We start from the raw sequence: 12,920 nt of genomic DNA on the forward strand, positions 1-12,920 counted from the left end.
GGCCGTGTCCTTGGCCGTGTCCTTGGCCGTGTCCTTGGCCGTGTCCTTGGCCGTGTCACGGCCGCCGGACCGGTCCCGGCGGTTGCCGCCGCCCCCGTTGCCGCCGCGGCGCCGCTCGTCGACGGGTTCGGTGTGCACGACCAGGCCGCGCCCGCGGCAGTGCTCGCACGGCTCGGAGAAGACCTCGAGCAGGCCCTGGCCGACCCGCTTGCGGGTCATCTGCACCAGGCCGAGCGAGGTCACCTCGGCGACCTGGTGCTTGGTGCGGTCGCGGCCCAGGCACTCGGTGAGCCGGCGCAGGACCAGGTCGCGGTTGCTCTCCAGCACCATGTCGATGAAGTCGATGACGATGATGCCGCCGATGTCGCGCAGCCGGAGCTGGCGGACGATCTCCTCGGCCGCCTCCATGTTGTTGCGGGTCACCGTCTGCTCGAGGTTGCCGCCGGCGCCGACGAACTTGCCGGTGTTGACGTCGACGACCGTCATGGCCTCGGTGCGGTCGATGACCAGCGAGCCGCCGGAGGGCAGCCACACCTTGCGGTCGAGGGCCTTGGCCAGCTGCTCGTCGATCCGCTTGGCGGAGAAGACGTCGCCCTCGCCGGTGTAGCGGGTCAGCCGGCCCGACAGCTCCGGGGAGACGTGCGCGACGTAGGCCTCGACGGTGTCCCAGGCCTCGTCGCCCTGGACGACGAGCTCCTTGAAGTCCTCGTTGAAGACGTCGCGGATGACCCGGATGGCCAGGTCGGGCTCGCCGTAGAGGAGCGTCGGACCGCCGCCGGAGGAGTTCTGGGCGGCCTCGACCTTCTTCTGGATGACCTCCCACTGCGCGGTCAGCCGGTTGACGTCGCGGGTCAGCTCCTCCTCCGAGGCGCCCTCCGCGGCGGTCCGGATGATCACGCCGGCGTCCTCGGGGACGATCCGCTTGAGGAGGTCCTTGAGCCGGTTGCGCTCGGTGTCGGGCAGCTTGCGGCTGATGCCGGTCATCGACCCGCCGGGCACGAAGACCAGGAAGCGGCCGGGCAGGTTGATCTGCTGGGTGAGCCGGGCGCCCTTGTGGCCGATCGGGTCCTTGGTCACCTGGACGACGACCTTGTCGCCGGTCTTGAGGGCCTGCTCGATCGAGCGCTGCTTGCCGCTCAACCCGGCGGCGTCCCAGTTCACCTCGCCGGCGTAGAGGACGGCGTTGCGGCCCTTGCCGATGTCGATGAACGCCGCCTCCATGCTGGGCAGCACGTTCTGGACCCGGCCGAGGTAGACGTTGCCGGCGAAGGACGTCGCCTGCGCCTGGGTGACGTAGTGCTCGACGAGCACGTCGTCCTCCAGGACGGCGATCTGCGTGCGCTCGCCGCGCTGCCGGATCACCATCGCCCGGTCGACCGACTCGCGCCGGGCGAGGAACTCCGACTCGGTGAGGATCGGCGTCCGCCGGCGGCCGCTGTCGCGCCCGTCGCGCCGGCGCTGCCGCTTGGCCTCGAGCCGGGTCGACCCGGTCACCCCGCGGACGTCGTCGTCGCTGGTCAACCGGCCGCCGCGACCGGCCCGCTCCGGGCGCTCCTCGTCCTCGGCCTCCTCGGCTCGGTCGGCGCGGTCCTCGGCGCCGCCCCGACGCCGGCGCCGCCGACGACGCCGGGTGCCCGAGGGCGCGCCCTCGTCCTCGTCGGTGTCGGCGCCCTCCTCGGCGTCGGCGCCGGACTCGTCCTCGCCGGTGTCGAGGTCGGTCTCGTTCTCGCCGGTGTCGGTCTCCTCGTCGCCGGTGTCGGCGTCGGTGTCGGCGTCGGTGTCCGCCCGGCCGCGGCCCCGGCCCCTGCGCCCGCGCCGTCGGCGCCGGCTGCCCGAGGGCTCCTCGTCGCGGTCCTCGGTGTCGGCGTCGCTGTCCTCGGTGTCGGCGTCGCGGTCTTCGGTGTCGGTCGCCTCCGCGGTGCCGGCGTCCACCTCGTCCGCGACGCCGGTGTCCGCCTCGTCCGCGGTGCTGTCCTCGCCGGCACCGGTGTCCTCGCCGCCGGCCCGGCCGCCGGCCCGGCGACGGCGGCCGCGCCGCGGTCGGGGCTCCTCGTCCTCCGGCCGTTCGGCGGCGCCTTCGGTGGCCCCGGTGTCGGGGGTCTCCGCGTCGGGTGACTCGGCGGCGGCGCGGCGGCCGCGCCGACGCGGTGCCGGCGGGGCCTCGGTGGCGGTGGGAGCCATGAAACTGACGAAGGCAGCCGCCGGGGGCGGGGCCACCACCGGCTCGGCGGCGTCCGGCTCGGCGGCGTCCGGCTCGGCGGCGGCTGCGGGCCGGGTGGCCCGCCGGCGGGGACGGGCGACGACGGCGGTCGGCTCCGGGGAGCTGAACTGCGCGCCGAAGCGCGGCAGCGCGGGTTCCGGTTCCGGCTCGGCCGGCGCGACGGCGGCCGCCGTCCCTGCGTCGGCCCCGGCGCCTTCGGCCTCCTCCGTCTCGACCTCGTCGTCCTCGGCCTCGTCGTCCTCGGCCCCGTCGTCCTCGGCCTCGTCGTCCTCGGCCCCGTCGTCCTCGGTCTGCGCGGCGGCGGGCAGCCGATCCGCGGCGCCTGGCTCGCCGGGCTGCTGACCCGCGGCGTCCGCCCCGGCGGCCGGTTGCGACGGGTCGCCCTCGGTGGGCGGCTGCGGCAGGTCGCCACCGGCGCCCTGCCCGCGGTCGGCCGGTTCCCCGGGGCCGTCGGTCGGCCCGGGCCCGACGGGCGCGGTGTCCTGCTGGGTGGCGTCCGCCTCGGCGGCGGCGGTTCCGGTATCGGCGTCGGTGCTGTCGTTGTCAGCCACGAGGGCTCCTCCTCGGGCGCTCCCGGGCGCCGATCACGAGGACTGGCGGCCGCGCAGGAACGCGGGTCTGGCCGGACGGGCCGCCGCACGGGTGCGGCGGTCGGCCCGTCCTGCGAAGTCTGTGGTCGGCCACCGGGCGACGGGGGCCGCGTCCGGTGGCCGGTGGTGCGGTGCACCCGGTCGAGCTGGGTGCGGTGCTGCTGTGCGTGTGGTGCTGGTGGTCTGGGTCGCCCCGGCGGACCCGGGACGGTGCGGCGCGTCTGGCAGCCGTGCCGCGCGACGGCGTCAGGCCACCGGCTCCGCCGGTCGGGCCGCCGCGTGCTCCCCCTGGCAGCGGGTGCGCGCCGCACGGTCGGGACCGAGCGGATCGGCCACGGCTCCGGTGTCGTCGAGCCGGCCCTGCGCCGCACGCACGGCCCGGGGGGGCAACGGCGGGCGCAGGTCGGCGACGGCAGCCAGCGCGGCCAACACGTCGTCGGGTCGAACGGCGGGCGTCACCTGCCGGACGACCATGTGCAGTATGGCACAACCTGCCTCATCGACCGCCGAGGCGCTGGTCACGGGCGCCCGCGCGTCGACGTCGCGCAGCCCGTTCTTCGTGCGCTTGGCGACGGTCACCACGCCGCTGGCGAGGAACTTCTCGACAGCCGGCTGCAGCTCGGCCAGGGCCACCCCGGGCAGCTCGACCCGCCAGACGGCGGCGTCGATCCGGTCGGCCAGCGCGCCGGTGCCCTCGGCCGCCTCGACGCACTCGAGGACGGCGACGTCCGGCGGCAGCGCGGCGTCCAGCCTCGCGCGCACCTCCTCGGGGTCGCGGCGCTCGGCGAGGCCGAGCTCCACGTACTCGGCCTCGCTGGCCGCGCCGGTGGGGGCGGCGCCGAGGTAGGAGATCTTCGGGTGCGGCGTGAAGCCGGCGGAGAAGGCCATCGGCACCTGCGCGCGGCGCAGCGCCCGCTCCAGCGCCCGGGCCAGGTCGCGGTGCGAGGCGAAGCGCAGCCGGCCGCGCTTGGCGTAGCGGAGGCGCAGCTTCTGCACCGTCGGCGGCGGGGGTGGTCCCTCGGGTTGACGGGCCATCAGACCGGGGTGAGCGGGAGGAGGCTGCGGCCGGTGGGACCGATCTGGATCTCGGTGCCCATGGTCGGGCAGACGCCGCAGTCGTAGCAGGGCGTCCACCGGCAGTCGGCGACCTCCTCCTCCGCGAGCGCCTCCTGCCAGTCCTCCCAGAGCCACTCCTTGTCCAGGCCGGAGTCCAGGTGGTCCCAGGGCAGGATCTCGTGCTCGGTGCGCTCGCGGGTGGTGAACCAGTCGAGGTCGACGCCGAAGCGGGCGAGCTCCTCGGTGGCGGCCGTCGTCCACCGCTGGTAGGAGAAGTGCTCGCTCCAGCCGTCGAACCGCCCGCCGTCGCGCCACACCCGCTCGATCACCCGGCCGACCCGGCGGTCGCCGCGGGAGAGCAGGCCCTCGACGATGCCGGGCTGGCCGTCGTGGTACCGCAGCCCGATCGAGCGGCCGACCCGCCTGTCGCTGTTGATGGCCTGCCGGAGGAGCTTGAGCCGGGCGTCGATGGTCTCGGCGCTGGCCTGCCCGGCCCACTGGAAGGGAGTGTGCGGCTTGGGCACGAACCCGCCGATCGAGACGGTGCAGCGGATGTCGCGGCGGCCGCTGGCCTCCCGCCCGGCGCGGATGACCTCGACCGCGAGGTCGGCGATCTCCAGCACGTCCTCGTCGGTCTCGGTGGGCAGGCCGCACATGAAGTAGAGCTTCACCTGCTGCCAGCCGTTGGCGTAGGCCGTGGTGACGGTGCGGACCAGGTCCTCCTTGGAGACCGTCTTGTTGATCACCCGCCGGATCCGTTCGCTGCCGCCCTCGGGAGCGAAGGTCAGCCCGGAGCGCCGGCCGTTGCGGGACAGCTCGTCGGCCAGCGTGACGTTGAACGCGTCGACCCGGGTGCTCGGCAGCGACAGGCCCGTGTTGGTGCCCTCGTACCGGTCGGCCAGCTCCTTGGCGATCTGCCCGATCTCGGAGTGGTCGGCGCTGGACAGCGACAGCAGGCCGACCTCCTCGTACCCGGTGGCCTTGAGCCCCCGGTCGACCATCGAGCCGATGCCCTGGAGGGTGCGCTCGCGCACCGGCCGGGTGATCATGCCGGCCTGGCAGAACCGGCAGCCCCGGGTGCAGCCGCGGAAGATCTCCACGCTCATCCGCTCGTGCACGCTCTCGGCCATGGGCACCAGCGGCTGCTTCGGGTAGGGCCACTCGTCCAGGTCCATCACGGTGCGCTTCGCCACCCGCGCCGGGACGTCGTCCCGGTTGGGGGTGACGGCGGCGATGGCGCCGTCCGGACCGTAGGCGACGTCGAAGAAGCGCGGCACGTAGACGCCCTCGACCCGGGCCAGCCGGGCGAGCAGCTCCACCCGGCCGCCGGGCCGGTCCTGCTCCTTCCAGGCCTTCACGACGTCGGTGACGTCGCCGACCACCTGCTCGCCGTCGCCGAGGACGGCGCAGTCGACGAAGTCGGCGACGGGTTCGGGGTTGAAGGCGGCGTGCCCGCCCGCGACCACGACGGGGTGCGTCTCGTCGCGGTCGACCGCGTGCAGGGGCACCCCGGCCAGGTCGAGCGCCTCGAGCAGGTTGGTGTAGCCGAGCTCGGTGGCGAAGCTGACGCCGAGCACGTCGAAGTCGCCGACGGCGCGGTGCGCGTCGACGGTGAACTGCGGCACGCCGTGCTCGCGCATCAGCGCGGCGAGGTCCGGCCAGACGGCGTAGGTGCGTTCGGCCAGGGCATCGGGGCGCTCGTTGAGCACCTCGTAGAGGATCATCAGGCCCTGGTTGGGCAAGCCCACCTCGTAGGCGTCGGGGTACATCAGCGCCCAGCGGACGGCGACGTCGTCCCAGCCCTTGACCTGGGAGTTCAGCTCCCCGCCGACGTACTGGACCGGCTTCTGCACCTGCGCCAGCAGCGGCTCCAGCCGGGGGTAGAGGGACTCGCCCGTGGACGTGCGCGGCTTCCTCGTCATGACCCGTCCAGGGTAGCCGCCGCCGTCCCCCCGCCCCGCCCCTCCAAGGCATTGGAAGCTTTGCCCCCGATGTTCGCCCCCTCGACAGGGGGCAAAGCTTCCAATGCCCGGGTCAGCCCAGGTCGGGGAAGAACAGTGCGATCTCGCGCTTGGCGGACTCGGGCGAGTCGGAGCCGTGCACGATGTTGTTCTGCACCTCGAGGGCGAAGTCGCCGCGGATGGTGCCGGGCGTGGCCTTGACCGGGTCGGTGGCGCCGGCCAGCGCGCGGAACGCCTCGATCGCGCGCGGCCCCTCCGCCACCAGCGCGAGCAGCGGGCCGCCGGTGATGAACTCGACCAGCGGGGCGAAGAACGGCTTCTCGCGGTGCTCGGCGTAGTGCTGCTCGGCCGTCTCGCGGCTCAGGGTGCGCAGCTCGGCGGCGACCAGCCGCAGGCCCTTGGCCTCCAGCCGGGAGACGACCTCCCCGACCAGGCCGCGGGTGACGCCGTCGGGCTTGACGAGGACCAGGGTGCGCTCGGGCGCGGGTGCGGACACGAGCCGGAAGCCTACGGGGCGCCGCGGGTCAACTTGAGTTGACACGACAACGCCTGTCAACTTATGTTGACGTTGTGACCGCCACGCCACCCCGGGACGCCGTCGCGGCGGCCGCCGCCGACGACCCGGCCACGGGCCTGCGGGCGATCCGCGCGCTCCGCGAGCTGGCCGACCGGCTCGAGGCCCTGCAGGTCGACCGCGCCCGGCGACAGGGCTGGTCGTGGCAGCAGATCGCCGACTCGCTGGGGGTCACCCGGCAGGCGGTGCACAAGAAGCACGCCGGCACCCGGCTGGGCCGGCCGCGAAGGGAGCGCTGAGGTGTTCGAACGGTTCACCCGGGACGCCCGGGACGTCGTCGTCCGGGCGCAGGAGGAGGCGCGCGACCTGCGCGCCGACCGGATCGAGCCGCTGCACCTGCTGGTCGCCGTCGCCGCGGTCGACGGGCCGGGGCGGGCGGCGCTGGCCGCGGCGGGCGTGGACGCCGAGCGGCTCCGCCCGGCCGCCGCCGGTGCCGCCGGTGATCCGCTGGACGCCCAGGCCCTCGCGGCGCTCGGCGTGGACCTCGACTCGGTGCGCACCGTGGCGGAGGAGGTGTTCGGCCCCGGCGCGCTGGACCCCGCCCCGAGCGGTGGGCACCTGCCGTTCGCCGACGGCAGCAAGCGGGCGCTGGAGGAGTCGCTGCGCTACGTGCTGGACCGGCGGCCGCGCCGCCGCCGGCGCGCGATCGACAGCGCGTGCGTGCTGGTCGGCGTCCTCGCGGTGGACGACCCGGTGGTCGAGCGAGTGCTGCGCTCGCTGGGTGCCGACGCCGCGGACGTCCGCGACCGCGCCCGGGAGCAGCCCGGGGCGGCCTGAAGCTCCGGCCCGGATGCTCCCCGGAGCGCCGGCGTCGGTCGGGCGGCGTCAGTCGCCCGGCTCGGCCGGGGGCGGCGCCGCGGCGGGGTCGCCGAAGCTGCTGCCGAGCAGCTCCTTGCGCACCTGCAAGAGGTAGAGCCAGATCAGCACGAACACGCCGCCGACGATCCACATGACGCCGGACAGCAGGCCGGTGAGCAGCAGCGGCACCTGGAGCGCCGTCCCGACCAGGAGCCCCCGCGGACGGCGCTGCACCCCGCCTGCCAGCACCAGCACCACGGCCAGCAGGAGCAGGAAGGTCAGCCGCGTGCCGGTCAGGCCCGGGCCGCTCTGCGCGATGCCCCGCGGCACGAACAGCACGGCGATCCCCTCGAGCAGCAGCACCGCCGCCGCGACGCCGCGCAGCGCCCGCGTGGCCCGCTCCGGATCGGGCGCCGTCATGCCCGCGGCCCGGCGAGCAGGGTGCGGGCCTCCCCCGCCGTGATCACGCTGCCGATCACCAGCACACCGGAGCCACCCAGGGCGTCGTCCGGGCCGGCCTCGGCCAGCTCGACCGCCGACTCCAGCGCCTCGGGCAGCAGCGGCGACACGCTCACGCGGTCGGCACCGAAGACGTCGACGGCGAGCGCGCCCAGCTCGTCGGCCGGCATCGCCCGGGCCGAGCTGTTCTGCGTGACGACGAGCTCGGCGCAGACGTCCTCGAGCGCGGTGAGCATGCCGGTCACGTCCTTGCCGCGCACGCAGCCGACCACGCCGACCAGCCGGGTGAAGTCGAACGACTCGCGGATCGCGTCGACGGTCGCCGCGACGCCGGCCGGGTTGTGCGCGGCGTCGACCAGCACGGTCGGGCTGGTCCGCACCCGCTCCAGCCGGCCCGGCGAGCGGACGCCGGCGAACGCCTGGCGCACCGTCTCCTGGTCGATGGGCCCGGTGGCCGCGCCGGCGCCGAGGAAGGCCTCCACCGCGGCCAGCGCCACCGCGGCGTTCTGCGCCTGGTGCGCGCCGAACAGCGGCAGGTAGACCTCCTCGTACTCGCCGCCCAGGCCCTGCAGGCGCACCTGCTGCCCGCCGACGGCGACCGTGCGCTCCAGCACGCCGAACTCGTTGCCCTCGCGGGCGACGACGGCCTCCACCTCGACCGCCCGGCGGACCAGCGTGTCGAGGGCGGCCGGCTGCTGGTGGGCGAGCACGGCGATGGCGCCGTCCTTGATGATCCCGGCCTTCTCGCCGGCGATCGTGCCGACGTCCGGGCCGAGGTACTCGGCGTGGTCGAGGTCGACCGGGGTGACGACGGCGACGCGCGCGTCGGCCACGTTGGTGGCGTCCCAGGTGCCGCCCATGCCGACCTCGACGACGGCGACGTCGACCGGCGCGTCGGCGAACAGCGCGTAGGCCATGCCGACCACGACCTCGAAGAACGACATGGGGACGTCGGACGCCGCGTCGACCATCTGCACGTACGGCGCGACGTCGTCGTAGGTCTCGACGAAGCGCACGGCGTCGACCGGCTCGCCGTCGAGCACGATCCGCTCGCGCATGCTCTGCAGGTGCGGGCTGGTGAACCGGCCGACCCGCAGGCCGAAGCCGCGCAGCAGCTCGTCGACCATCCGGGCGGTCGTGGTCTTGCCGTTGGTGCCGGCGACCTGGATCACCGGCATCGCGCGGTGCGGCGAGCCGAGCAGGTCGACCAGGGCGGAGATCCGGGTCAGCGACGGCTCCAGCCGGTTCTCCGGCCAGCGGGCGAGCAGCGCCTTCTCGACGCGGGCGAGTTCGGCGTCCTCGGGGCCGTGCGGGCTGCTGCTCACCCCTCCCAGGATGCCAGCCGTCGGCGTCCGCTCGGTGTCCGCGCGGTGACCGCCGACCGCGGACGCACCCCCGCCCCGTGCTCGCGGCGGGCGGGCCCACGGGGGTCCGGCGAGGTCGTCGAGCGCCCTGTGCTGTGGGTGCGAGGGGCACGCAGAGCACGGGGACGCGGGAGGAGGACCGCTCCGGCCGACCCGCGCCGGCCCGGCCGGACCGACACGGTCAGCCGTGCACCGGGCCGGCGCGGGCGCGGCCGGAGCCGCGTTGCCCGGCCTTCCTAGGATGCGGGGCATGGTTGCCGACACCTCCCGCCCGGACAGCACCACCCCGGGAGCCGTGCTCGGCGTACCCGAGAAGCCCTCGCTGGACGGGCTGGAGGAGCGGTGGATCGCGGCGTGGGCGTCATCCGACGTCTACGCCTTCGACCGCGCCGCGGCGCTGTCGGTACCGCGCGAGCAGATCTGGGCGATCGACACCCCGCCGCCGACGGCCAGCGGGTCACTCCACGTCGGGCACGTGTTCAGCTACACGCACACCGACATCGTCGCCCGCTACCAGCGGATGCGCGGCCGCCACGTCTACTACCCGATGGGCTGGGACGACAACGGCCTGCCCACCGAGCGGCGGGTGCAGAACTACTACGGCGTGCGGTGCGACCCGTCGCTGCACCACGACCCGTCCTTCGCGCCGCCGGAGAAGCCCGGCAAGGAGCAGGTGCCGGTCTCGCGGCGCAACTTCGTCGAGCTGTGCATGCAGCTGACCGAGGAGGACGAGAAGGCCTTCGAGCAGCTGTGGCGCCGCGTCGGCCTGTCGGTGGACTGGACCAACGTCTACCGCACGATCTCCGAGTCGTCCCGGGCCACGGCGCAGCGCGCCTTCCTGCGCAACCTCGCCCGCGGCGAGGCGTACGCGCAGGAGGCGCCGACGCTGTGGGACGTCACCTTCCGGACGGCGGTGGCGCAGGCCGAGCTCGAGGACCGCGAGCGGCCCGGCGCCTACCACCGGGTCGCCTTCCACGCGCCGCACGGCCCGGTCTTCATCGAGACCACCCGGCCCGAGCTGGTCCCCGCCTGCGTCGCGCTGGTCGCGCACCCCGACGACGAGCGGTACCAGGGGCTGTTCGGCACGACGGTGCGGACGCCGGTGTTCGGCGTCGAGGTGCCGGTGGTCGCGCACCGCCTCGCCGAGCCGGACAAGGGCTCGGGCATCGCGATGATCTGCACCTTCGGCGACCTCAACGACGTCACCTGGTGGCGCGAGCTGCAGCTGCCGACCCGGGCGGTCGTCGGCTGGGACGGCCGGCTGCTCGCCGACCCGCCACCGGGCGTGCCCGCCGGGCCGTACGCCGAGCTGGCCGGGAAGACCGTGTTCAGCGCCCAGCAGCGGATGGTCGAGCTGCTGCGGGAGTCCGGCGACCTGGACGGCGAGCCGAAGCCGATCACCCACCCGGTGAAGTTCTTCGAGAAGGGCGACCGGCCGCTGGAGATCGTCACCACGCGGCAGTGGTACATCCGCAACGGCGGCCGGGACGCCTCGCTGAACGCCGAGCTGATCGCGCGCGGGCGGGAGATCCAGTGGGTGCCCGAGCACATGCGGTACCGCTACGAGAACTGGGTCGAGGGGCTGAACGGCGACTGGCTGATCAGCCGTCAGCGGTTCTTCGGCGTGCCGTTCCCGGTCTGGTACCGGCTCGACGAGGCCGGTGAGCCGGTCCACGACGACCCGATCCTGGCGGCCGAGGACGCGCTGCCGGTCGACCCGTCGTCCGACGCGCCACCCGGGTACGACGAGTCGCAGCGCGGCGAGCCGGGCGGCTTCATCGGCGACCCCGACGTGATGGACACCTGGGCGACGTCGTCGCTGTCGCCCCAGGTCGCCTCGGGCTGGGACACCGATCCGGAGCTGTTCGCGCACGTCTTCCCGATGGACCAGCGTCCGCAGGCGCACGACATCATCCGGACCTGGCTGTTCTCCACCGTCGTCCGCTCGCACTTCGAGCACGGCACGGTGCCCTGGACGCACGCGACCATCTCCGGCTTCGTGGTCGACCCCGACCGCAAGAAGATGTCGAAGTCCAAGGGCAACGTGGTCACGCCGATCGACGTGCTGGAGCGGTACGGCACCGACGCGGTGCGCTGGCGCGCGGCCGGGGCGCGGCCGGGTGCGGACTCGCCGTTCGACGAGGCGCAGATGAAGGTCGGCCGGCGGCTGGCCATCAAGATCCTCAACGTCGGCAAGTTCGTGCTGGGGCTCGGGGCGACGGCGGGGCTGTCGGGCGACCAGGTGACCGAGCCGATGGACCGCGGCCTGCTCGCCGCGCTGGCCGCCGTCGTCGACGAGGCGACCGCGGCGATGGAGGCGTTCAACTACACCCGCGCGCTGGAGGTCACCGAGGCCTTCTTCTGGTCCTTCTGCGACGACTACGTGGAGCTGGTGAAGTCGCGGGCCTACGGCTCCGGGCCGGCCGCGGAGTCGGCGCGGGCGGCGCTGGCGCTGGCGCTGTCGGTGCAGCTGCGGCTGTTCGCGCCGGTGCTGCCGTTCGTCACCGAGGAGGTCTGGTCGTGGTGGCAGACCGGCTCGGTGCACCGCGCGCCGTGGCCCACCGCGACCGAGCTGCCGACCGGCGGCGACCCCGCGGTGGTCGGCGTGGTCGCCTCCGCGCTCGCGGGTGTGCGCAAGGCCAAGTCCGACGCCAAGGTCTCCATGCGGGCCGACGTCGCGTCCGCGGTGGTGCGGGCGCCCGCCGAGCAGGTGGCCGCGATGGAGGCCGGCCGGAGCGACCTGGTCGACGCCGGCCGGATCGCCTCGCTGACCCTCGAGCAGGGCGAGCAGCCCGACGTGACCGTCGACGTCGTCCTCGCCCCACCCGCCGACGCCTGATCGGTGCGGGGCCGGGTTGCGCCGCGACGGTGTGCGCCGCTGTGCAGTTCCACCGCCTCGAACTGCGCATCAGCGCACGACGTCGCCCCGGAGCAGCCTGCGGCGAGACGCGGCCACGGCGATGATCTCCGCCTGGCAGTGCTCCGTCGCCTGCATGATCCGGCGGTAGCCGAAGCGCAGCGTCTGCCAGCCGACGGTGGCCAGCAGCGCGTCACGGCGGATGTCGCGTTCACGCTGCGTCTGCGAGCCGTGCCACGCCGCGCCGTCCAGCTCGACGGCGAGCATCGCCTCCTCGCACGCGGCGTCGAGGAAGAAGACCTCGCCGCGCACGACGACGCGGCGCTGCCGGACGAACCCCGGCATCCCCTGCCCGCGCAGCAGGCGCAGGCAGCCCCAGATCTCCAGCTCGCTCTGGCAGCCGTCGGCGAGCAGGTCGACCAGCGAAACGAGCGCGGCCCGACCGCGCAAACGAGTGCTGCGCTGCAACTCGTAGCCCAGCTCCCGCGGCGAGCACAACCGGCGGCGCACAGCCGTGATGGCCGCCGCTCGGACGTCACCCGGAGTGGAACCGCCCCGCAGCCCCCAGCTCTCCACGACGGCCCGCTCGACCGAAACCACGGGAAGTCCGTCGACCCGACGCCGGTCGTCCCACGCGCCCGACGCCCGGTGCACGACCACGCGATCCGAGCCGCGGGCGCTGCCGTTCTCGTCGACGGTGACGTGCACCGGTCCGGACGGGTGCGGCGCGAGGTTCCAGAGCGCGAGGGCGGTGGCGTGGCTGAGCACGGCCTTCCTCCCGGCGACGGCGGCCGCTGCCCGGACCCGCCAGTCCGACGCCGCCCCCGGCGCCGCGTAGACACCGGGACGGAGCCGCACCAGCCGGCCGGCGCTCAGCCAGCGCTGCAGGGTGCGCCGGCTGATGCGGGTCAGCAGCTCGGACGCCGTCGTCCACCCGTCGGGGCCGACCACCTCGTCGACGTCGAAGACCACGGGAGCACGGTGGCCGGTGGCAGCACCCGCGCGGAACGGCTGGCGGCGATCTGTGGACGGCGGCGTCC

10 protein-coding genes are annotated in these 12,920 nt (G+C 74.7%); 3 read left to right on the plus strand and 7 right to left on the minus strand.

Annotated features, from left to right (window positions below; translation table 11 throughout):
• The 4 genes from OF117_RS20050 to ndk all read right to left on the minus strand — a co-directional run.
• Positions 1-2,772: ribonuclease E/G (locus OF117_RS20050; RefSeq protein ID WP_263554621.1), on the minus strand; the 2,772-nt coding region annotated here is incomplete at its 3' end.
• Between the two features lie 285 nt (positions 2,773-3,057).
• Positions 3,058-3,846, minus strand: coding sequence for a TIGR03936 family radical SAM-associated protein (locus tag OF117_RS20055; RefSeq protein ID WP_263554622.1), 789 nt, complete (start codon positions 3,844-3,846; stop codon positions 3,058-3,060).
• Complete coding sequence (locus tag OF117_RS20060) at positions 3,846-5,789, minus strand: TIGR03960 family B12-binding radical SAM protein (RefSeq protein WP_263554623.1); 1,944 nt, start codon at positions 5,787-5,789, stop codon at positions 3,846-3,848. Before OF117_RS20060 ends, OF117_RS20055 begins: the two co-directional genes overlap by 1 nt.
• Before the next feature lie 112 nt (positions 5,790-5,901).
• Positions 5,902-6,324, minus strand: coding sequence for a nucleoside-diphosphate kinase (gene ndk, locus OF117_RS20065; RefSeq protein WP_263554624.1), 423 nt, complete (start codon positions 6,322-6,324; stop codon positions 5,902-5,904).
• A 74-nt stretch (positions 6,325-6,398) separates the two neighbouring features.
• Between ndk and OF117_RS20070 the strand changes: the two genes are divergently transcribed.
• Together OF117_RS20070 and OF117_RS20075 are read left to right on the plus strand one after the other, a co-directional pair.
• The gene (locus tag OF117_RS20070) at positions 6,399-6,641 is read left to right on the plus strand and encodes an RNA polymerase subunit sigma-70 (RefSeq protein ID WP_263554625.1); all 243 of its coding nucleotides are present in this window, start codon (positions 6,399-6,401) and stop codon (positions 6,639-6,641) included.
• 1 nt (position 6,642) lies between these two features.
• Positions 6,643-7,179 carry a Clp protease N-terminal domain-containing protein gene (locus tag OF117_RS20075; protein WP_263554626.1) on the plus strand — a complete coding sequence of 179 codons (537 nt, stop codon included), beginning with the start codon at positions 6,643-6,645 and terminating at the stop codon, positions 7,177-7,179.
• 48 nt (positions 7,180-7,227) lie between these two features.
• On the opposite strand, the gene OF117_RS20080 is transcribed toward OF117_RS20075, so the two are convergent.
• Both OF117_RS20080 and OF117_RS20085 read right to left on the minus strand, forming a co-directional pair.
• Positions 7,228-7,620, minus strand: coding sequence for a DUF4233 domain-containing protein (locus tag OF117_RS20080; protein WP_263554627.1), 393 nt, complete (start codon positions 7,618-7,620; stop codon positions 7,228-7,230).
• Entirely contained in the window at positions 7,617-8,984 is a 1,368-nt protein-coding gene (locus tag OF117_RS20085) for a bifunctional folylpolyglutamate synthase/dihydrofolate synthase (RefSeq protein WP_263554628.1), read from the minus strand. Before OF117_RS20085 ends, OF117_RS20080 begins: the two co-directional genes overlap by 4 nt.
• A gap of 289 nt (positions 8,985-9,273) precedes the next feature.
• On the opposite strand from OF117_RS20085, the gene valS reads away from it, so the two are divergent.
• On the plus strand, positions 9,274-11,862 hold the full coding sequence (gene valS / locus OF117_RS20090; protein ID WP_263554629.1) for a valine--tRNA ligase: 2,589 nt from the start codon (positions 9,274-9,276) through the stop codon (positions 11,860-11,862).
• Between the two features lie 69 nt (positions 11,863-11,931).
• Here valS and OF117_RS20095 read toward each other — a convergent pair whose 3' ends face one another.
• Complete coding sequence (locus tag OF117_RS20095; RefSeq protein WP_263554630.1) at positions 11,932-12,852, minus strand: type IV toxin-antitoxin system AbiEi family antitoxin domain-containing protein; 921 nt, start codon at positions 12,850-12,852, stop codon at positions 11,932-11,934.
• Positions 12,853-12,920: the final 68 nt, after the last annotated feature.

The sequence above is a fragment of the Geodermatophilus sp. YIM 151500 genome (assembly GCF_025716945.1).
Taxonomy (GTDB): Bacteria; Actinomycetota; Actinomycetes; order Mycobacteriales; family Geodermatophilaceae; genus YIM-151500.

Excerpts from the sequence above, each read along its gene's own strand:
- OF117_RS20055 (WP_263554622.1), bottom strand. The coding sequence starts at position 3,846 with ATGGCCCGTCAACCCGAGGGACCACCCCCGCCGCCGACGGTGCAGAAG.
- OF117_RS20060 (WP_263554623.1), bottom strand. The coding sequence starts at position 5,789 with ATGACGAGGAAGCCGCGCACGTCCACGGGCGAGTCCCTCTACCCCCGG.
- OF117_RS20080 (WP_263554627.1), bottom strand. The coding sequence starts at position 7,620 with ATGACGGCGCCCGATCCGGAGCGGGCCACGCGGGCGCTGCGCGGCGTC.
- valS (WP_263554629.1), top strand. The coding sequence starts at position 9,274 with ATGGTTGCCGACACCTCCCGCCCGGACAGCACCACCCCGGGAGCCGTG.